Annotated in this window: 15 protein-coding genes and 1 CRISPR repeat array; all 15 genes read left to right on the top strand. The window is 50.3% G+C overall.

Translation table 11 applies throughout. The features are described from left to right. On the top strand, nucleotides 1-109 hold a 109-nt coding region (locus M3661_RS28780), incomplete at its 5' end, for an IS3 family transposase (protein WP_251490544.1). A 704-nt stretch (nucleotides 110-813) separates the two neighbouring features. Continuing rightward, a complete protein-coding gene (locus M3661_RS28785; protein WP_251490636.1) occupies nucleotides 814-1,155 on the top strand; it encodes a type 2 periplasmic-binding domain-containing protein in 342 nt (113 codons plus the stop codon). Between the two features lie 290 nt (nucleotides 1,156-1,445). Then, entirely contained in the window at nucleotides 1,446-1,571 is a 126-nt protein-coding gene (locus tag M3661_RS28790; protein WP_251490639.1) for a YjcZ family sporulation protein, read from the top strand. A 451-nt stretch (nucleotides 1,572-2,022) separates the two neighbouring features. Continuing rightward, nucleotides 2,023-3,240 (top strand): helix-turn-helix domain-containing protein, encoded by a 1,218-nt coding sequence (locus tag M3661_RS28795; RefSeq protein WP_251490642.1) that lies wholly within the window; start codon nucleotides 2,023-2,025, stop codon nucleotides 3,238-3,240. 48 nt (nucleotides 3,241-3,288) lie between these two features. After that, complete coding sequence (locus tag M3661_RS28800) at nucleotides 3,289-4,326, top strand: ABC transporter substrate-binding protein (RefSeq protein ID WP_251490645.1); 1,038 nt, start codon at nucleotides 3,289-3,291, stop codon at nucleotides 4,324-4,326. Nucleotides 4,327-4,347: 21 nt separating this feature from the next. After that, the gene (locus M3661_RS28805; RefSeq protein ID WP_251490694.1) at nucleotides 4,348-5,199 is read left to right on the top strand and encodes an alpha/beta hydrolase; all 852 of its coding nucleotides are present in this window, start codon (nucleotides 4,348-4,350) and stop codon (nucleotides 5,197-5,199) included. 15 nt (nucleotides 5,200-5,214) lie between these two features. Then, nucleotides 5,215-6,000 (top strand): 2,3-dihydro-2,3-dihydroxybenzoate dehydrogenase, encoded by a 786-nt coding sequence (locus tag M3661_RS28810; protein ID WP_251490648.1) that lies wholly within the window; start codon nucleotides 5,215-5,217, stop codon nucleotides 5,998-6,000. A 43-nt stretch (nucleotides 6,001-6,043) separates the two neighbouring features. Then, nucleotides 6,044-7,303 (top strand): isochorismate synthase DhbC, encoded by a 1,260-nt coding sequence (dhbC, locus tag M3661_RS28815; RefSeq protein ID WP_251490651.1) that lies wholly within the window; start codon nucleotides 6,044-6,046, stop codon nucleotides 7,301-7,303. Between the two features lie 3 nt (nucleotides 7,304-7,306). Beyond that, nucleotides 7,307-8,932: a (2,3-dihydroxybenzoyl)adenylate synthase gene (locus tag M3661_RS28820; RefSeq protein ID WP_251490654.1), complete on the top strand. Its 1,626-nt coding sequence runs from the start codon at nucleotides 7,307-7,309 to the stop codon at nucleotides 8,930-8,932. A gap of 250 nt (nucleotides 8,933-9,182) precedes the next feature. Further along, a complete protein-coding gene (locus M3661_RS28825; protein WP_251490657.1) occupies nucleotides 9,183-10,136 on the top strand; it encodes an isochorismatase family protein in 954 nt (317 codons plus the stop codon). A 15-nt stretch (nucleotides 10,137-10,151) separates the two neighbouring features. Continuing rightward, nucleotides 10,152-17,366 carry an amino acid adenylation domain-containing protein gene (locus M3661_RS28830; protein WP_251490660.1) on the top strand — a complete coding sequence of 2,405 codons (7,215 nt, stop codon included), beginning with the start codon at nucleotides 10,152-10,154 and terminating at the stop codon, nucleotides 17,364-17,366. Between the two features lie 186 nt (nucleotides 17,367-17,552). Further along, the gene (locus tag M3661_RS28835) at nucleotides 17,553-17,780 is read left to right on the top strand and encodes an MbtH family protein (RefSeq protein ID WP_251490663.1); all 228 of its coding nucleotides are present in this window, start codon (nucleotides 17,553-17,555) and stop codon (nucleotides 17,778-17,780) included. Then, on the top strand, nucleotides 17,777-19,246 hold the full coding sequence (locus tag M3661_RS28840; protein ID WP_251490666.1) for a DHA2 family efflux MFS transporter permease subunit: 1,470 nt from the start codon (nucleotides 17,777-17,779) through the stop codon (nucleotides 19,244-19,246). Before M3661_RS28835 ends, M3661_RS28840 begins: the two co-directional genes overlap by 4 nt. 256 nt (nucleotides 19,247-19,502) lie before the next feature. Then, nucleotides 19,503-20,653: a CRISPR direct-repeat array (repeat unit 30 nt; unit sequence GTTGAACAGTAACATTAGATGTATTGAAAT). Nucleotides 20,654-20,882: 229 nt separating this feature from the next. Continuing rightward, complete coding sequence (locus M3661_RS28845; RefSeq protein ID WP_251490670.1) at nucleotides 20,883-21,146, top strand: transposase; 264 nt, start codon at nucleotides 20,883-20,885, stop codon at nucleotides 21,144-21,146. Nucleotides 21,147-21,580: 434 nt separating this feature from the next. Next, nucleotides 21,581-22,285, top strand: coding sequence for a CRISPR-associated protein Cas6 (locus M3661_RS28850; RefSeq protein WP_251490673.1), 705 nt, complete (start codon nucleotides 21,581-21,583; stop codon nucleotides 22,283-22,285). Nucleotides 22,286-22,294: the final 9 nt, after the last annotated feature.

Below are 22,294 nucleotides of genomic sequence, written 5' to 3' on the forward strand. Positions count from 1 at the left end.
GGAGCTATATGACTACGTAAATTGGTTCAACAAACATCGCATCCATGGAACCTTAGGCTATATGAGTCCAGTAGATTACAGAAGATTATCCCTTAAAAAAGCTGTCTGATTTAGTGTTGACAATCCAGTCAACTTTTAAAAGCGGGTGTGCCTATAGCATTCCATGAGATAACAGCCAAGAATGGAAAGGGAATTACTCTCATAGAGGGGACGGGAGATATTCATCTTTCGCCTAATGCTGTTTATTTTGTGAGTTATTCGGTTGGCGTAACTATTCCTAAGGATTATAATGAGGCGACAACTATACTCAGCTTGAATAACGAGGTGTTAAACTCTTCTCTCTCATCTAATTCGAATTTCCCTCCTGGAGTAAGTGGAAATTTATCAGGAACTGCGATTGTAAATACAAAAATAGGGCCAAATATCTTAACTCTAGTAGGTGAATTTGGTGAAACGGTATATGACAATGCATGCATAAATATAGTTAGAATATCCTGATTTGTTAGACAGAAGCAGGGATTGCAAACCACTTGAAGTGACTATTCAGAAGTCATTAATTGTTATATAATGACAATGAGCCGTTGAGGAGGAAGAATCCCACGGCTCTTTTTTATGTACTTATTCCGGATCAATTAAGAAACAGTTCTCTGTGATGTTTCCTTCTTTATCTTCGCGTTGGAAACTAATCTGATATTCCTCAACATAGACCTCAATGCACGTATCGAATCCCCCAACTAAACTTACTAAGCTACAGTTAGAATTACGGGTGGTAAATATGAAAGCCAGGAAGAGTTTATAAATAAGTATGGAGACATGTATCGTGTTAAGCATCCGAATATTGAATTTGAAATCATCTCTTTAAGTCAGTATTACAAAGAGGGACTTACTAGAGAAATTTATAATACGATTGTTGAAACACATAAGCCGGACTTGTTGTATGGATTTGATCTCGAAAGTTATAGTACGGAAGGAAAACTAATTGATCTAGAACCCTTTGTGACTAAAGAAATTTCGAAATCCATTAATCAATATATTCTAGAATACCTGCGTGTTAAAGGATCTGGACGTCTATATGCTCTGTCTCCTACATTTGCAGGAAAAGCACTTTTTTATAATAAGTCAATATTCGATCAATATGCTATCTCTTACCACTAAATAGTGGTGTACAATTTGAACTTTTTCTTATTGATGAATATAACATTTTCACTTCAATACGCGATTGTCGATTTTGATTTTTTGTTAAAAATGAGTCAAAACCAAACCGTACTCTGTTCTGAATTCTATTTTGGACGTACCTATGAGGTGTGACACACAACAGGAACCGCACAGGTAAGCTCTATATAGCGGACAAAAGCTTAATTTTTTTGTGTAGGTCATAGCCGAGTCGCACACTAAGCAACATTAATACTATATGGATGTACCTAATCGAAAGGAGGGTGTTTCATATGGGTGAAGTTCTTGGAGGATTCGGATCGTGTGGCTCATGTGGATTCGGGGGGTTCACATCTATTGGTGTAATCTTGGTCTTGTTCATTTTGCTGGTTATCATTTCTCGTGCATTTGTTTTTTAGTATCTAATCGAATACCTTCATAGCCCCCCTTCTTTAACGCTGAGATGATGTTTGATAATTTGGTGTTGAGCCGGTGCACTGTCAAGAAAACAAGAGCCGTTGAGGACATGTGATATGCTCCCCAAAAAGTAGACAGGTGAAATAATAAAACCTTCTGCTTTGAGGGGAGATATCAGAATTCAGAACCAAGCCGCATTATTGGAGTTTTGAACATGCCTATAAGGAATCAAAATAGCAGCGCCGTTGGCATAACGTAAGGGATCAGATCGAAATAATATTGTAGCGTAGAAGGACCTCCAACAAATGTTGAGGTCTTTTTGTATTTCCATATTTTCGTTGACTTCCTTAAAATGGTGTGTTAGTTTATGTTTGAAAATGAGAATCATTATCATTATATATTATATTTATATTATTCATCAACTTCACCGCGATTTTAAGAGGAGGGGTATTTATGCGTGCAACAGAAACAGCGCATACAGATAACGGCTCGAACGTGATGGGCCACATGCAGAAGACGGATTTGCAGGAGATCAAAGCGTTCATGGAGCGCCATTATAATGAGCAGCTCACGATTGGACAATTGGCGGAAATGGCGAATATCAGCCCCAAATATTTCGTGGATTTATTTAAACGAAGGTTCGGTCAGAGCGCGATGGGATTTTTGACGGATGTGCGCATTATGCATGCGAAGCGCTTGCTGACGGAATCGGATGCAAGGTTGCGAGACATTGCGCAGAAGGTAGGCTACCGAGACGAGTTCTATTTTAGCCGCAAGTTCAAGAAGGAGGTCGGCTTGTCGCCATCCGATTTCGCTAAAGATTCCAAGAGGAGCATCGCCGTATGCTCAGCTTCGACAATAGGCCACTTGCTTGCGCTCCAACTCATCCCGGAGGCAGCGCCTCTCGATCCCAAGTGGTCTCCTTATTATTACAACCTCTACAGCAACAAAATTAAAACGCATCTTCTTTTAACTGATCCTTATCATAAATTCACGTTTGAAATTAATTTGGATAAGCTGTGCCGGGCACGGCCGGACGTCATCATTGCCTCAGATCAGCTCCAAATGCGCGAGAGCAGCAAACTGAATGGGATCGCTCCCGTTCACAATGTATCGAGTAAAGCGGGCTGGAGAGAGCAGCTTATGGGAATTGCCCGCTTCTTGAACAAGGAAGAGCTTGCGCAGCAATGGATCGATCATTACGAAAAAAACGCCCAAGCCGGACGCGCACAAGCGGCGCAGCAGTTGGGAGACGATCGCGTCATGGCACTGCGAATCTACCAGACTCAACTATTCGTGTACCAGAATCGAGGTTTGGAGGAAGTACTGTACGATGACTTGCATCTCAAGGCTGCCTGCGAAAGAGGGCTGCAAGGTCATTCTCCGATCTCGATGGATGAGCTTTGTGAGCTGAATCCTGAAAGGATTTTACTTGCCGTGTGCCCAGAGGCTTCATCCCGCAAATATTGGCTGTCATTGCAGCATTCTCCCGAATGGAGGCAGCTTCAAGCGGTACGGAACGGGCATGTACATCCGATAACCGCAGATCCTTGGTTCGAATATTCAGCTGTTGCGATAGCTCGGATGCTGGATGAGGCTCTGCTGCTCTTTACTGGAAATTGTCCAAATACATTTCAGGATTATGGCTATGGTGAATCCTTCGCAACGTGAGTATACTCAGAGTCGATTGAGAATCGTTATCATTGGAGGAGAGGGATCGTGTTAAATCGACGGAATGCAGGGGCAAAAGGTTGGAAATTTAGACTAACAGCACTATTGTGCTGTGTACTTATCGGAAGTTTGCTCGCGAGCTGCGGCGCCAAAAAGGAGGATGGCAATGCCGCATCCGAATCTCAGAGCCCGAAAGAAGCCACGTCCAATGTGTCAGCCGCTGCCGCGGGAGCGAAGAATGCTGCGACAACCGAAGAGCGGACGGTAACGGACGAGCTTGGGCATGAGATCAAGCTTCCGTCCACACCGAAGCGGGTATTCGCCCCTAACATGGAGGACTCCTTGCTGAAGCTGGGCGTGAAGCCTGTGGCTCAATGGTCTAACGGGAAGAAAGGGCATGAGTACTTGCAAGAAGAACTGAAGGATGTTCCTAAGTTGGACTTGTCGGCAGGGCTTCCTTCGCCGGAGGTGTTAATGTCCTATAACCCGGAATTAATTATCTTGCACACGGAGACATACGCCAAGGACGCAACAATATATGAGAGCTATGCGAAGATCGCGCCGACGTATGTTTTTAAAAATGCGTCCGGAAATATCGAGAAATCGCTCGTCACGATAGGAGACTTGCTCGGTAAGTCCACTGAGGCTGATGCAGCATTACAGGCATATCGGCAAAAGGTAACGGACGCCAAGGAGAAGCTGAGCAAGGCTGTTGAGAACAAGAAGGTCGCCATCATTCGGTTTGCGCCAAGAGGTATTAGTCTGATGGGAGGGAAGTATTTGTGCGGATATGTGCTCCATCAGGATTTGGGACTTGGTATTACGAAGCTGGTGGCCAATGAGAACAGCGCGAATCTCTCGCTAGAAGTCCTCCCTGAAATGGATGCGGACTATATTTTCGTCATCAACGCTTACGATCAAGGAAGCGACCGCATGAAAGAGATGATGGACAGTCCAATTTGGAAGAGCATGCCTGCAGCCAAGCAGGGTCATGTCTATGAAGTGAACAACCAGTACTGGCTCGGAAGCGGCTTGATTGCGTATGAAAAAATCGTTGACGACACGGTTCGCCTGTTGACGGAATAGGGGGTAAAGCGGTTGGAACAAATGAAATCAACGCCGACGCTTACCGACTTTTCACGCCGCAGGATCGAGATTCCACTTGCAGAACAGTGGGTGCTTCGTTCACGCGCAGAACGGCGATCGTATCAAATAATGGTGGCTCAGCCCCTAGGATCGCCTCCACCAAGCGGTTATCCGGTCATTTATCTGTTAGATGGCAATTCCGTGTTCAACACGATGGTGGAAGCGCTGCGACTGCAATGTCGCAGGCCGGATAAGACCGGAGTGCTGCCCGCTATTGTGGTAGGAATCGGTTATGAGACGAATGGGCCATATGCACCTGATCGCTTCTACGATTTTACGCCGTTGCCAGCTGAGGACATCAAGCAGCGCTCAGACGGAACACCACTCCCCGAGCAAGGCGGGGCGGGGGCTTTCCTACAATTCATCGAGGAGGAGCTGAAGCCGCAGATCGAGAGTGAGTTCCAGATTGACCGCAATCGTCAGGCGCTGTTCGGTCACTCGCTAGGTGGTTTGTTCACGATCTATACGCTGTTCAGTAGGCCGGAAGCATTCCAATATTACATCGCGGGCAGTCCATCGCTCCATTGGAATCCGGACTATATGCAAGAGCTGGAGCGGAACTTTATCACGCAAGCACGAATGAAAGAACGCTCACTTCCTGCACAGGTGCTTCTTGGTGTAGGCGAGCTTGAAAAAACGCATGTATGCCGCAACTGCGAGCGTGCCAGCGAGCTGGCGAATCGTTTGTCAGCCATATCGGCAGACATCGGGGTAGAGGCGGAATACAAGGAATTCGAGCAGGAAGGGCATGTGTCAGTACTTCCAATATTGGTGAGCCGGGCGCTGCGATTCGCACTACACCCGGACAAATAAAGAGAGGTTGGCAGGATGAAATATTCAGGGATTGAAGGCAAGGTGGCCGTTGTCACAGGTGCGGCTCAGGGAATCGGAGAGGCGGTGGCGCGCGCGCTTGCCGTTCAAGGTGCAACCGTGGTTGTCGTTGATCGGAATGAGGCTGGTTGTACCAGCCTCGCAGCCGAGCTTAATGCAGGCGGATATCATGCTGCTGCTTATCCAGTCGACGTATCCGACAGTACGGCCGTGAATCGAACGGTGGGGCGGATAGAAGAAGAGCTTGGCCCGATCGGCGTGCTTGTTAATGTGGCAGGCATACTGCGGCTTGGCCCGATTGAGATGCTCAGCGATGAAGATTGGCAGTCAACCTTCAGTGTCAATGTCAATGGCGTATTCTATATGTCGCGCGCTGTCGTAACGCGTATGGCGAAGCGCAGATCGGGAGCGATTGTGACCGTAGGCTCCAATGCCTCCGGTGTACCGCGCACGCAGATGTCCGCCTATGCGGCATCGAAAGCAGCCACAACGATGTTCACGAAGTGCTTGGGCTTGGAATACGCTCGGTATCATATTCGCTGCAATATTGTGTCGCCAGGCTCCACTGATACGGAGATGCAGCGCTCACTGTGGAATGGACAGAACGGAGCCGAAGCCATGATTGCGGGTTCGCCGGAATCGTTCCGCCTCGGGATACCGCTGGGCAGAATCGCGCAGCCATCGGATATTGCCGATGCTGCTGTGTTTCTCGCATCCGAACAGGCAAGACACATCACGATGCACGACATGTGTATCGACGGCGGTGCGACATTGGGATGTTGATACTGAGGTCAGGTGACTGATATATCGGAAGGAGTCGATTGACATGTTGAAGTGCGATACCGTTCCCACAAGTGAGGGGATACGGCTTCTAGAACAATATCAGGCGGGATCGTCCTTTCTTTTCTCGTCGCCTCAAGGTGCATTACTGACGCACGGGGAATGGGCGCGGCTCGTGGATTGGAAGGCCGTGGATGAAGAGAGCTTGCCTCAGGCCGTGTCGAAGCTGCTGGATGCAGCTCGGCAGGGGGAACGTGATTGTCCGGTCGTTGTCGGTACAATTCCGTTTCACATGGAGGAGCCTATGTGTCTATATGTACCGAAGGAAGTGCATCGGTACGAGCCATTGCGCATGGATGCGCATGATTATTTGCAACAGGAACCGGAACAGGACAGTTATTGTGTACGAGCAATTCCGGAGCCAGAACAGTATAAACAAGGCGTTAACCAGGTTCTTGAGCGATTGCAAACGGGCGAACTCCAGAAGGTGGTGTTGTCCCGATCCTTGGAAGTGACGTTGACGCATGATGTGGATGTGCAGCGCTTGCTGCATCGATTGCTCAGCCAAAATACCCGTGGTTATACGTTTGCAGTGCCTTTAACGATGGAGCACCCGCATGCAAGCAAGGACAAGGGCGTGTCTGTTGCTAATGGAACAGCACAAACGTTAATTGGAGCAAGCCCCGAGCTGCTCGTAACGAAGCGGGGAATGAACATTAAGGTGAATCCGCTGGCTGGTTCAGCAGCACGGAGCGATGATCCGAACGAGGATGAGCGGCGTGCCGCCCAGCTTCTGAGATCGGACAAGGATCTGCATGAGCACGCGGTTGTCATTGAGGCGGTTGTATCCGCTCTCCGTCCATATTGCAGCAAGCTTCATGTGCCGGAAGGGCCGTCGCTCGTGTCTACGAAGACGATGTGGCATTTGTCTACGGAAATAAACGGGGAGCTTGCGGATCATGACATATCCTCCTTAGAGCTTGCTCTAGCGCTGCATCCGACGCCTGCCATTTGCGGGACGCCTACGGAGGCAGCTCGGAACTTGATCCGGGAGATTGAACCGTTCGAGCGTGGGTTCTTCACGGGGGCGGTCGGCTGGTGCGATGCGAATGGAGACGGAGAATGGGCCGTTACGATTCGCTGCGCAGAGGTGGAGGGACGCTCGCTGCGTCTTTATGCGGGAGCAGGAATTGTGGTCGGCTCGTCCGCGGAAGCGGAGCTTGCCGAGACGTCCGCCAAGCTTCGTACACTGCTGCAAGCGATGGGGCTGAATGAACAACAACCGATGATGATGCAGGGGGGATGAACGATGCTAGCAGGATGCCCGACATGGCCGGAAGAATTTGCTGCACGTTATAGACAGGAAGGATGCTGGCAGGGAGAGACATTCGGCACGATGCTGCGCCACCGTGCAGCGGAGTATGGAGAGCGCATCGCAATTGTGAGCGGCGATCGGCGAGTCAGCTATGCGGAACTGGATGAGCAGGCAGATCGCCTTGCTGCTGGATTCTACCGCTTGGGGATTAGGGCTCAGGATCGAGTTATTGTCCAGCTTCCGAATATTCCGCAATTTTTTGAAGTCATATTTGCGCTGTTTCGCATCGGAGCATTGCCTGTCTTTTCCTTGCCAGTGCACCGCAGGAACGAGATCGGCTACTTATGCGAGTTCACACAGGCAGCCGCCTATGTCATCCCCGACAAGGATGCGGGGTTCGATTATCGGGAGCTTGCCGCGCAGGTGAAGGACACGCTGCCAGATTCACGCCGCGTTATTGTTGTAGGTGAGCCAGGCGAATATACAGCGCTGGATGATCTGTATGCCGAGCCTAGCATTGGCGAGATTAAGGGGCCGAGCTCCATGGATGTCGCTTTCCTCCAATTATCTGGCGGGACAACCGGCTTGCCGAAGCTAATTCCACGGACGCACGACGATTACATATATAGCCTGCGCATGAGCGCAGAAGTTTGCGCGTTGAATGAGCACAGCGTATATCTGGCGGTGCTGCCGATCGCGCATAATTATCCGCTTAGCTCTCCCGGCGTGCTTGGCACACTATATGCAGGAGGGCGGATCGTGCTTGCCCGCGGAGCAAGCCCTGATGAAGCTTTCCCGCTTATTGCCAAGGAAGGCGTCACCATTGCAGCCGTCGTGCCGCCACTCGCCTTAATTTGGCTAGATGCCGCGGAATCGCGCCGCTATGACCTCACTCACTTGGAAGTGCTGCAGGTTGGGGGCGCCAAGTTCAGCGCAGAAGCTGCCAAGCGGGTGCGAACGATAATTGGCTGTACACTGCAGCAGGTGTATGGGATGGCAGAGGGCTTGGTGAACTATACGAGATTTGATGACCCCGAAGAAACGATCATCAGTACGCAGGGCCGTCCGATGTCTCCATATGATGAAATCAGCATCGTCGATGATGAGGATGACGAAGTGGCTCCGGGCGAGGTAGGGCATTTGCTGACGCGCGGGCCGTACACCATTCGCGGATATTACCAAGCCGAGCAGCACAACGCAAGATCCTTTACATCAGACGGCTTTTATCGCACAGGCGATATGGCCAGAATGACTCCGGCTGGATATTTAGTGATTGAAGGGCGGGCGAAGGATCAGATCAATCGCGGCGGCGATAAGGTAGCGGCTGAGGAAGTCGAGAATCATTTGCTTGCCCATCCGGGTGTGCATGATGCCGCTGTTGTGTCTATGCCGGATGAATTCCTTGGCGAGCGCACATGCGCATTCGTCATTCCTTATGAAGCTGCCATAACGGGCAGCGAGTTGAAGGATTTTCTAAGAGACAGAGGGCTTGCATTATATAAAATTCCAGACCGCGTAGAGTTCGTCGAATCCTTCCCACAGACGGGAGTCGGCAAGGTGAGCAAGAAGATGCTTCGGGAGCTGATCGCTGCGAAGCAGGAGGCATTGAGCAAGAAGTAAGTGATAATAGAAGATGCATTTATTAGAGTTGTAACGAAGCATTAGAAGTAGTAACTGAAGAAGCAACAGAAGAAGTGCTTGAAGAAGCGCCTTAAAGAATTGTCTAAAAGTGTCTGCGAGCCGCTAGAAGAAGTTCTTGTGAATGCCTATAGGAGTATGTGAAAAGTAAGTGATAAGGTTTCGTGTTCATGAAAATGTCTCGTGTTGTTGCAGAGTTTATCCATAAAAACTAGTGAAAAGAGGAGAATCGATGGGTCTTCCTACTATCCTTCCATATCGAATGCCAAGTGAGGCAGAACTGCCAGAGAACAGGGTCGACTGGAGTCCGGATCCAAGCCGTGCCGTACTGCTCATCCATGACATGCAGCAGTATTTTGTCGATGCCTATCAGGGTGGCGAATCGCCGCTGGTTGAACTGATTGCGAATATTAAGGAGCTGCGCGAACGCTGTTCGGAGCTTGGTATACCTGTCGTGTATTCGGCGCAGCCAGGAGGGCAGACTCTTGAGCAGCGTGGATTGCTGCAAGACTTCTGGGGGGCGGGCATTAATGATGGGCCATACCAGAAAAAATTCGTAGACGAGCTGGCGCCGCGGGTGAACGATATTCTCGTGACAAAATGGCGCTACAGTGCCTTTCAGAAAACGAATTTGCTTGAAATATTACGGGAACGCAGACGGGATCAGCTGCTCGTATGTGGGATCTACGCGCATATTGGCTGCCTGATGACCTCGTGCGAGGCATTTATGCAGGATGTCCAGCCGTTCCTCATTGCAGATGCGGTAGCTGATTTTTCGCTCGACAAGCATCGCATGGCGTTAACCTATGCGGCAGAGCGATGTGCAGTAGTGGCAACGACGGAACGGGTTCTGAACGCTCTTAACCGGCATGCTGCCGAGCAGGAAGCAGAGGAAACCGCTGGAGCAGAAGAGGGATTTTCGGTAACAATGCAATCTGTGCGTGAAACGGTTGCGCAGCTGCTGCAGGAGGAGCCGTCTGCGATTGGGGATCAAGATAATCTAATCACGCAATGGGGGTTGGACTCGATTCGGATTATGAGCTTAGTGGAACGTTGGAAGCGCAGCAGCATTGCGGTAAGCTTCGTGGAATTGGCGGAACGGCCGACGGTAGCAGGCTGGTGGGAGCTCTTGTCCGCCAAGCTCAGCAGTAACTCGGTGCCTAATTATGATTATTACTCGATATAAAAGGAGGTCATCATCATGCACGATCAGGAGAAGGAACGATGGCCGCTATCAGGAGCGCAGGCTGGAATCTGGTTCGCGCAGCAGCTCGATCCTGACAACCCTATTTTCAATACCGCTGAATGTGTGGACATTCGCGGGCCAATAGATCCTGCTCGCTTCGAAGCGGCTCTTCGCCAGGCGGTGACAGAGGCGGAGGCACTGCATGTCCGTTTTGGAGAGGATGCAGACGGTCCATGGCAGAAGATCGTCCCCACAGACGACTGGGTGCTGCACATGATTGATCTAAGCAGAGAGGTTGACCCGGAAGGCACAGCCCGAGCGTGGATGAACCGCGATATGGAGAAGCCCGTTGATTTGCATACGGGGCCTCTCTTCTCGGAGGCACTGTTTAAGATCGAGAGCGAGCGGTACCTCTGGTATCAGCGCATTCACCATATTGTCATTGACGGATTCGGTGCAGCATTGCTGATGCAGCGTGTGGCGCAAAACTATACAGCATTAATCTATGATCTTCCGAATGGAGCCGGAACGTTCGGTTCCTTGCAATCCATTTTGGAGGAAGATGCAGCATATCGTTCATCGGAACAGATGAACCGTGACCGGGAATTCTGGCTAGAGCGCTTCTCCGACAGGCCGGAAGCAGTTAGCCTAGGAGGACATGCGCAGCGAACGGCCCGTCGCTTCGTACGCCGCACTGCGCATATTCCGACTGCCACCGTGAGTGGATGGCAGTCGATTGCAGCTGAATCGGGAATAAGCTGGCCGGATGTTCTCGCAGCAGCGACCGCGATATATGTGCATCGGTTGACACAGGAAGAGGAGATCATTCTTGGTCTGCCTGTAATGTGCCGACTAGGATCAGCCGCATTGCGCGTTCCTGGTATGGTCATGAATTTGCTTCCGCTGCGTGTGGAGGTAAGTCCGGAGAGGAGCCTTGGCGATCTGCTGCGTGAGGTGACACGCGAGATCCGCATGATTCGGCGTCATCAAGGGTATCGCCATCAGGATCTGCGCAGAGACTTGAAGCTGCTTGGCGATAATCGCAGGTTAATCGGCCCGCTCATTAATGTCATGCCTTTTGTTGAGGATGTCAGCTTCGCAGGATATCGAGGCAAAGTCAGCAACCTATCCGCAGGGCCTGTCGATGATTTGACGATTAACGTATACAGCCATGCGGATGGCAGCGGGCTGCGTCTCGATTTCGACGTGAATCCCGAAATCTATAGCTTGGACGAGCTATATGCCCATCAACAGCGCTTCCTGCATCTATTGGATGGAATTGCGCATGCAGAATCGAATCTGCCTATTGGACAGCTTCCGGTGATTACGCCTGAAGAACGCCGACAGGTGCTTGAGGAATGGAACGATACTGCACATGATGTGCCGAGCATAAGTGTGCCAGAGTTGTTCGAGGAACAGGTGGAGCGCGCTCCCGAAGCAGTTGCAGTCGTCTGTGAGGGCGAACTGCTTCGATATGGAGAGTTGAATGCGAAGGCAAATCAGCTTGCCCACTATCTCATTTCCTGTGGCGTCGGGCCCGATCGTATTGTGGCGCTGTCTATCCCACGCTCAGTGGAAGCGGTCATCGCTATATTGGCTATACATAAGACAGGAGCCGCTTATTTGCCGCTTGATCCGGACTATCCAATCGAACGGCTTGCCTATATGCTGGAGGATGCTGATCCGGTCTGTCTGATTGCGACGAAGGAGACGTCCGCGAGCTTGCCACCTTGTAGCAGGAAGACCATCGTGCTGGATGAATCGGCAACGATAGACGCACTGGAGGAATCACCTGCTCACAATCTTACGGATGAGGACAGGATCAGGGCACTCTCAGCATCGCATATTTCATATGTCATTTACACTTCCGGCTCCACAGGGAAACCGAAGGGGGTCATGCTTACCTTTGGCGGCTTGGCTAATCTGCTGCATGACATGAAGGCCCGGTTGGCGCTGGGCGAACAGGATCGGATGCTGTCCGTCACTACGATATCATTTGACATATCTGTAATGGAGCTGCTGCTTCCGCTTATTTCCGGCTCCGTACTCGACATTGCCCGCAAGGAAACGATTCTAGATCCGTCAGCGCTAGCAAATCGGATTGTGGGAACCGGCGCGACGATCATGCAGGCGACGCCGACACTGTGGCAGGCGCTTGTCGACAGCAGGCCGGAACGATTCGCCGATCTCAAGATGATTACGGGTGGCGAGGCGATTCCACTCGCGTTGAAGCTGACGCTGCAGGAGTTGAACGGCGAAGTCAACAATCAATATGGCCCGACGGAAACGACGATTTATTCGACCGCGGGGCTGCTTGATCATAGTCCAACGAACAAGCCGTCTATCGGGCAGCCAATTCGGAATACAAGGCTGTATGTGCTCGACAGTTCGTTAGAGCCAGTGCCTCCTGGAGTAGCGGGAGAACTGTATATTGCAGGAGCCGGACTTGCGCGCGGATACTTGGGACGTGCGGATTTGACTGCTGAGCGCTTCGTTGCTGATCCATTCGGATCTCCTGGTACTCGAATGTATCGTACAGGAGATATGGTGCGTTGGTTGGCAGACGGCACAATCGATTATTTGGGGCGCGCGGATCACCAAGTGAAGCTGCGCGGATTCCGGATTGAAACGGGTGAAATCGAGGCGCTGCTAGGTGCCCATCCTGACATTTCACAAGCAGCGGTTACGCTATATGAGGATCATGCGGGTGAACAGCGTTTGGCGGCTTATGTGGTTCCATCATCATCGTCTGGACTAGAACCTGCGGAACTGCGTCAATATGCAGCACAGAAGCTTCCGGATTACATGGTGCCGTCCGCTTTCGTTGTTCTTGATGCGATGCCGCTTACACCGAACCGTAAAATCGACCGCAAAGCTCTGCCTGCGCCGGATCGCGCTGCGGCAGCATTGGGACGCGAACCGCGTACACCGCAAGAGGAAATCATATGCGCCTTATTCGCAGAGGTGCTGGGGCTTCCCCGCGTAAGCATCGATGATGATTTCTTCGCTCTCGGCGGTCATTCATTGCTCGCGGGACGAGTTATGGTGCGTGTGCGAGAGGCATTCGGCGTTGAGTTGAATATCGGAAGCCTGTTCGAAGCGCCTACCGCTGCTTCTCTTGTGCGGCGTCTCGAACCTGCACAGGAGCAGAGACCAGCTATTCGTGCGAGCTTAGGCAAGCGGCCTGAGCGGCTGCCGCTTTCATTTGCCCAGCAGCGACTATGGTTTCTGTACCGGCTGGAGGGGGCAACGCCTACTTACAATATTCCGCTCGTTGCCCGAATGTCGGGCGAGTTGAATGTCGAGGCGCTGCAGGCAGCTGTTTATGATATCGTGGATCGTCATGAGACACTGCGCACGATTTTCCCGGATGAGAATGGCACTTCAAGTCAACTGATATTGAATTCTAAGGATGTACAAATACCGTTCGAGGTGTTAGATGTAAGCGAGCGGGAGCTGAACGACAGGCTAGAGGAAGCAGTACGATACAGCTTCCGTCTCTCTGAGGAGCCATCGCTGCGGGTTCACTTGTTCCGCACGGCGGCGAACGAGCATGTGCTCTTGCTGCTGCTGCATCATATTGCAGGCGATGGCTGGTCACTCACATCGTTGACTCGTGATTTGTCAATTGCGTACGAGGCGCGTTGCCGGGGCGAGGCGCCTGCGTGGACACGGCTTCCCGTCCAATATGCTGATTATGCGCTGTGGCAGGAACGACTGCTTGGAAGCACCGATCAAGCGGACAGTCTGATCGCGCGCCAGCTCGATTACTGGACGGAAGCTCTGAAGGGATTGCCAGAGGAGATGGAGCTGCCTACCGATTATCCGAGACCTGCGGCCGCTAGCCATAAGGGAGGAACCGTCCAGCTGCAAATTGATCCCGTACTGCATGATCGGCTGATAAAGCTTGCGCGAGGCAATCGGGCCAGCTTGTTCATGGTGCTGCAGGCTGCGCTGGCCGTGCTGTTCACCCGGCTTGGAGCGGGCAATGACATTCCGCTTGGAAGCCCGATTTCAGGCCGTAACGATGATGCGCTTGACGGTTTGATCGGTCTGTTCATTAATACACTTGTCATTCGTACTGACACGTCGGGCAATCCAGACTTCGTAGAGCTGTTGTCCAGAGTACGCAAGGTCAGTTTGGAGGCGTATGAGCATCAGGATGTGCCTTTCGAGCGCCTTGTGGAAATATTGAATCCGGTTCGTTCGCGTGCTAGGCATCCGCTTTTCCAAATCATGCTTGTGCTGCAAAATACACCGGAAGCGTCGCTGGAATTCCCAGGCTTGTCGTCGAGCCTGCAGCTTGAGAGCGTGGGTACGGCGAAGTTCGATTTGACCTGGGAATTGAACGAGCGCCGCAATGCAGATGGAGCGCCAGATGGTCTGGATGGAATTGTGGAGTTCAGCGCAGACCTGTTCAAGCGCGATACGGTTGAGATGCTCGCTGCGCGTTATGTGCGCATATTGGAAAGCATCGCCTTAGAACCAAGCAAACCGATTGGAAAAATTGATATATTGCTCCCAGAGGAGCGGCACGATCTAGCGAATGATTGGCTGGCATGGAGTTCAGCTGTCCCAGATGCTGCGCAGGCCACAATTCCGCAATTGTTTGAAGCGCAGGCTGCCCGTTCGCCGCAGGCCATTGCTGTTGTTCATGAAGGCGTGGCTCTAACATATGGACAATTGAACAAACAGGCAAACCGCTTGGCGCATCTGTTGATGGAACACAGGGTAGGGCCAGAGCATATTGTAGCGCTTGCTTTGCCAAGGTCGATGGAAATGATCGTCGGCGTATTGGCTGTATTAAAGGCAGGGGCAGCCTACTTGCCGCTTGATCCTGATTATCCAGCGGAACGGCTTGCCTATATGCTGGAGGATGCGGGACCTGTATGTATCGTGACGGATCAGCGCACGATTGACAAGCTCCCGGATGGAGGGATGGGGGCTACGCCGCGCATCTTACTGGATGATCCAGAAGTGATGCGCCAGTTGGCAAGCTGTTCTGAGTCTGATCCTGTAGACCAGGTATGCAGGCGCAAGCTCTCTCCATATAGTCCAGCTTATATCATTTATACGTCCGGCTCGACGGGCAAACCGAAGGGTGTGCTTGTTCCGCATCAGAACGTGGTACGGCTGTTCTCTTCAACCGAGCATTGGTTCCATTTCGGCGTCGATGATGTCTGGACGTTGTTCCATTCCTATGCCTTTGACTTTTCGGTATGGGAAATATGGGGCGCGCTGCTGCATGGGGGCCGACTCGTCATCGTGCCTCACGCTGTCAGCAGATCGCCAGAGGAATTCTTGGGTCTGCTCGTGCAGGAGGGGGTAACGGTGCTGAATCAGACGCCGTCTGCTTTCTATCAACTCATGCAGGCGGACAGGGAGCATCCGAACCTCGGGCAAGCGCTGTCTCTGCGCTATATCGTCTTCGGAGGAGAGGCGTTAGAGCTGGGTCGGCTGAGAGATTGGTACGAACGGCATGCGGATGATGCGCCGCGGCTTATTAATATGTACGGTATTACGGAGACGACAGTTCATGTCAGCTTCAATGAGCTGAATCATAATAGCGACGTTCCGGGAGCATCAAGCCTTATCGGCGGATCGATTCCGGATTTGAGGGTGTATGTGCTGGATGATGCACTGGAGCCCGTACCGTATGGTGTAACAGGTGAAATGTACGTATCCGGAGCAGGCTTGGCTCGCGGCTATTGGGGCCGACCGGGCTTGACGGCGGAGCGGTTCGTGGCCGATCCATTCGGCCCGCCTGGAAGCAGAATGTACCGCACCGGAGACTTGGCGAAGCGCGTGATTGGTGGAGGACTGGACTATTTGGGCCGTGCCGATCATCAGGTGAAAATTCGCGGCTTCCGCATCGAGCTGGGTGAAATTCAAGTAGTGCTTGCCAGACATCCAAGCGTAGCGCAGGCGGCGGTCATTGTGCGGGAGGACAACCCAGGTGACAAACGGCTTGCAGCCTATGTGGTTCCTGCTGCAAATGCTCCTTGGGATGCGGCGGAGCTGCGCCGACATGCGTCTTCCATGCTTCCCGATTACATGGTGCCATCAGCTATTATTGGGCTGGATGCACTGCCGCTCACGCCGAATGGCAAGCTGGATCGCAAGGCGCTTCCGGCACCCGATATTGCTCTTGATGCAGATGGGCGCAATCCGAGAACGCCGCATGAAGAGGTGCTCTGCGATCTGTTCGCCGAAGTGCTGGGCCTTCGCCGCGTCGGAATCGATGACAGCTTTTTCGAGCTTGGAGGACATTCGCTGCTTGCGGTTCGGCTCATCAGCCGCATCCGCGAAGCGCTTGGACGAGAGCTCAGCATTGCGGTATTGTTCGAGGCGCCAACCGTGTCCGGACTCGTGGAACGAATGGAGCTGGATCGGGACAGTGGGAACAGTGCGCTCCAAGTGCTGCTTCCGCTGCGTACGCATGGCGAAGAGATTCCGCTGTTCTGCGTCCATCCGGCAGGTGGCTTAAGCTGGTGCTATGCCGGATTAATGAAGCATCTTGGCGTGAAATATCCAATTTACGGCTTGCAGGCACGTGGAATTGCGCAGGCTGAGAAGCTTCCGCAGACACTGGACGAGATGACGGCTGACTATATTCGCCATATTCGCATGATTCAACCGCAGGGGCCGTACCGTTTGCTGGGCTGGTCGCTGGGCGGCAATGTCGCGCATGCGATGGCCGTGCAGCTGCAAGAGGAAGGGGAAGAGGTTGCGTTTCTGGCGATGCTGGACGCTTATCCGAGCCACTACTTGCCGATTCGGGGGGAACCGGATGAAGAGGAGGCGTTGACCGCCCTGCTTGCCTTGGGAGGCTATGACCGTGACAGTATCGGCGATGAACCGCTGACGATTGCAAGCGCAATCCGAATTTTGCGCAGCGACAGCAGCGCCTTGGCTACGCTGGATGAAGCGACGATTATGAATTTGAAGGTTACGTATGAGAATTCGGTTCGTCTGTTGGGTGCTTATGTGCCGAGAAGGTACGAGGGCGATCTACTGTTCTTCCGCTCGACCATCATTCCAGACTGGTTCGATCCGATTGAGCCGGAGATGTGGAATCCTTATGTGGGCGGTCGTATCGAACGCCATGATATTGCATGCCGGCATAAAGACTTGTGCCAGCCAGGGCCTTTAACTGAAATTGGGGCAAGCATCTTACAGAAGCTTCAAAATGCAAGCAGTAGGAATGCCGCTTCTGAAGTTCATGTGTAGGAATCTTCTGTATCGGGTATCCTCTGTATCCTCTATTTTTAGGAGACCATCTTCCCTTTGAAGTGATTAGTTGAGCAAGTTAAGGGGAAGGGGAACAAGGGATCAATATATTCGTGGCAAAGTGCGAACTAATTATTTTCAATGAAATTCACATGAAACCTACTTATGAAGGGGAGAGGTTGCAGAATGGCAAATCCTTTTGAGCAAGCAGACGGCTCGTTTTTGGTGCTGCGAAATGATGAGGAGCAATATTCGATCTGGCCAGCTTTCGCGGCCGTACCTGAGGGTTGGTGCAAGGTTCTTGGCCCTGCTTCTCGGGAAGAGAGCATCGAATATATTAATCTGCATTGGATAGATATGAGGCCTCGAAGCTTGGTGGCGTCAGTGGCATCCGTGCTGGAAGAGGCTCAATGAGCAGACGCTTGGATCCGAAAAAAGCAGTGTGCATCGTGTATGTGGCAGCCATGTTCGTGGTTGCCATGGACGCGACCATCCTCAACGTTGCGCTAAAAACGATAAGCGACGAGTTTCACATTCCGCCAGCCGCATCGGGAGCGCTTAATGTAGGATACTTGGTAAGCATTGCAATAGTGCTTCCGCTGGCAGGCTGGCTAGGAGACAGATGGGGCACCAAGCGTATCTTCTTGCTTGCACTTGCGATATTTACTGGTGCGTCGGTGCTGTGTGGAACGGCTGTAGATGTACACTCCCTGATCTTCTACCGCATCCTGCAAGGGATTGGGGGAGGTTTAATTACTCCACTCGGAATGGCTATGCTGTTCCGGACATTCCCTCCTCAGGAGCGGGCTAAAATCTCGCGGTCGCTCGTGCTGCCAATCGCAATAGCACCTGCAGTGGGGCCGATCCTGAGCGGTGTGATGGTCGAGCATCTTTCATGGCGCTGGATTTTTTATGTGAATTTGCCGCTTGGAATTGCTGCTCTGCTGCTTGGCCTTCTGTACTTGCAGGAGCATAAAGAGCCAGAGGCAGGTCGTCTGGATATTCCGGGCGTCCTGCTGTCGGCACCAGGGCTTGGATTGGTGATGTATGCGCTTAGCCAAGGTCCGCTGCAGGGCTGGAGTTCACCTGTAATAATCGTTGCGGGCAGTGTGGGCACGGTGCTGTTGGCAGGACTGGTCTTTGTTGAACTTCGAGTACAACAGCCACTGCTGGATCTAAGGCTCTTGCAAGACCGCCTGTTCCGGGCGGCAGGACTTGTCGCCATGTGTTCCGCAGCGGGATTGCTCGGCATGCTGTATGTATTTCCGCTCATGTATCAGCATGCGCTGCAAGCATCGGCCTTAGATGCTGGCTTGACGACTTTCCCCGAGGCATTGGGGCTTATGGTGTCCTCGCAGCTTGTACCACGCTTCTATTCAAGGTACGGACCCAAGCGAATTGTTATTGTCGGACTGCTCTGCACGTCAGCGATCTTCGTGCTGCTTAGCATGGTTGGAGCAGGAACGAGCCCATGGCTCATACGAGGCATGCTGTTCGCGGTCGGCCTGTGCTTGGGACATACCGTCGGAGCCGTTCAGATCGCGGCCTTCTCCAACGTACCGCCAGCCTCGATGGGGCGCGCTACCACTTGGTTCGCGGTTCAGAATAGACTGGGACCAGCTATAGGAATGGCCATATTATCTGCCATCATAGCTGCAATGGTTAGCGGCCAACTGACGAACGGAGCTATCGAAGCTGCTAATGCCGGACAGATAGAAATGAATCTTCTCGCTTACCGTACCGCCTTACTTGGTGCAGCTGCATTTCTGCTTCTTGGCTTATGTATCGCCTTCCGAATTAAGGACAGCGACGCCGCCGTGACCATGAAATCTCGGCAATCATCCACTCCTGCGACGAAGTCTGTAAAGGCGGAAGGATAGGGGATAAAAGACATATCTATGCCTAAATATTGGAATTCAATGCTTCGATATTCTATCTTTATTACAAAGATAGTCTGTTTTTTTCCAACCGTCGTGGATAAGTGATAGAGGCAATATCCAAGTACAGTAAAGGTTCAGAACAATTTTGACGAGTTTTCAGAAAATTTCGTTTTAGGTTGGGGAAATTATAGTGAAACCCGCGTGGTTGTAGTAAAATTACTATATTGATGTTTTGAAAAAGCCTGATTTATCTAGGGTTGAACAGTAACATTAGATGTATTAAAATATGTTGCCAAGCGCCGCCTTCTTCTCAGCCATTTGTGTTGAACAGTAACATTAGATGTATTGAAATATCGTTACTAAGCCAAAGCAGAGTCATGGCAAGCAGGTTGAACAGTAACATTAGATGTATTGAAATTTGCTGAGCTTATCCAATTCCAAAACGCCGTTCATTGTTGAACAGTAACATTAGATGTATTGAAATTGCTCTCCCCTCCCTAGTCATCGAACCACCCGTAGTTGAACAGTAACATTAGATGTATTGAAATGTAGCCAGCAGATGGAGGGACATGTTCAAATGACGAGTTGAACAGTAACATTAGATGTATTGAAATAGATAGACGTGACGCGAACGATATCGTCGAAAGACTGTTGAACAGTAACATTAGATGTATTGAAATTTGCCGATAGCGCAGATCCTAAGTCAATCGACGAACTGTTGAACAGTAACATTAGATGTATTGAAATTCCATTTGGTTACTCAATTGCTGTCTGATTTCTGGAGTTGAACAGTAACATTAGATGTATTGAAATAAATATTTATGTCAGGAGTTATCACTAATGAGTTTAGTTGAACAGTAACATTAGATGTATTGAAATAGCGTATCCTCGACGTGGACGAGCTGCCATTAAGCAGTTGAACAGTAACATTAGATGTATTGAAATTTGCCTTTCTCTTCGGGCGGAACGGAATCCGCCTCCGTTGAACAGTAACATTAGATGTATTGAAATACCAGTTCAAGACAGGCAACGGAAGCCAATCCCCCCGTTGAACATTAACATTAGATGTATTGAAATGCGGAAAATCAGCACATGCCAAGTACCGCACATACAGTTGAACAGTAACATTAGATGTATTGAAATAGCGTAAGCTGATCCATCCTTTTCTTGTGCTCTAGCGTTTAACAGTAACATTAGATGTATTGAAATCTAAATGTCAGTACCAGGCATTCCTGAACGAATACGGTTGAACAGTAACATTAGATGTATTGAAATTTTTGGATGCTCCGGTATTGAGTCATTCCGACCATAGTTGAACAGTAACATTAGATGTATTGAAATAATATATGCGTTCATGGTTACGTTTGAAAATACTTAGTTGAACAGTAACATTAGATGTATTGAAGCTCTACTCTATCCACTGATGCGATAGCAGTCTGAAGACATGTGCCAAAAAGAAATCAAACAAGTGGCAACAGGATATTAGCAGAATCGACAACTGGAAGTATGATGCGCTGGCGGATTTGTGGACGTGCCCTGAGTGACTATCTTTCTACTTTTACCTTGAGAGCAATCAAAAAACAGAAAGTGGTTATGAGATCCTGCTTCGCCACTATCGTAGTCAGGATTTCATGCATTGCCTACTCTCAAAGCAACCTCTACGAAGGCAAACGGGGATCGTGAAATTCGGGTAAGCCTGCAGCATCTTGGCTGCAAGCGACGTGTACAGAAAAAGCTGCGAAGCAAAGAAGGGAACGCGCTGCCGATTCGACGAATGGTCGAGCCAAAGAGTGTATTTGGGCAACTGAAAAATAACAGAGGATTTAGACGCTTCCTGCTTCGAGACCTGTCGAAAGTGTGCCCTGAGGTCGGAGAATTTCCCTTGCCCACAATTTGCTGAAATAGGAAACAATGAATCAAAAAGGTCGAGTTCGGGTAGGTATATTACCCTGAACTCGACCTTTTTCGAATCTAGCGATCCCTCACAGGTAGTAAAAACCTACTTATGGGACAGCCCCTTGTCTATTTTTCAATTATTAGTCAAATCAAAGATTACTTAGTTAGTTTCCGTTGTAATAATATATTAATACAAAATGATAATTTAGTGTTTACATAGATTAAGCTAAGTGATAACCTTTAAATAGGAAAAATACGCCATGCGTTAAGGTTAGCTTAGTCCATATATGTTCATTCAAAAATTTCAATGCATCGCACGCTACAGTTAAATAATGAATTATTTAATTTGTTTTCATTCTATTTGCTCTACTATATCGTTTCATTACTAGAGTCTGCAATAGGTAATAATATTCAATCTACTTAGGAGAGGGGAACGATATGTACTTTGAATTAAAAGCAACGGTCATGCTGAAGCAATCAGGACATTATTTAGAATGGCCTGAGCGCATAAGTGCTTGGATTGGACGGGCCAGCCTGCACGATCCTGTGTTGAAACATTCACATTATGAAACCGCATACAAGCATTATGTGTATGGAGCGCCGTATCCGAGAGAGGCTGATGGAATCTACAAGAAAGGCAAAGTATATGTCATAGAAATACGGAGCTCAATTGAGCAGACGTTAAGACGTATCTCCGCTGCACTGCAAATAGAGAGTGGAGATGATTCTCTCGAACTTCTCGCCGTATCAAGTGTAAATAGTAAACGATTAACGCATATTACAGAACTTACGACAGTGACTCCTGCAATTGTAACCATTGATAATAAGCCGTGGGTACCAGGTGGAGATATCGAACTATTGTTGAAGCAGGTGCACTCTAACGCAGAAAAGAAGGCCAACAGCTTGTTCCCGGATGAGCCGATACGGCTTGATTATTATTTTGCCGAAGGCATCCAATTATTGAATGGCAAGCCAATTGCTTATTGCTACAAAGGCCGTAAGCTGCTCGGCAACAAGTTCCGGTTGTTGATTCGTGAGGATGCTTGGTCGCAGCGACTTGCGCATGTCGTGCTTGGATCGGGCGCAGCAGAGAAGGGGTCGATTTTAGGGGCTGGCTTCTGTCTTGCCAAGGGTCTGAATTAATTGCTGAAA

It is taken from the genome of Paenibacillus sp. MER 180, from assembly GCF_023713665.1.
In the GTDB taxonomy this organism is placed as follows: domain Bacteria; phylum Bacillota; class Bacilli; order Paenibacillales; family Paenibacillaceae; genus Paenibacillus_B; species Paenibacillus_B suaedae.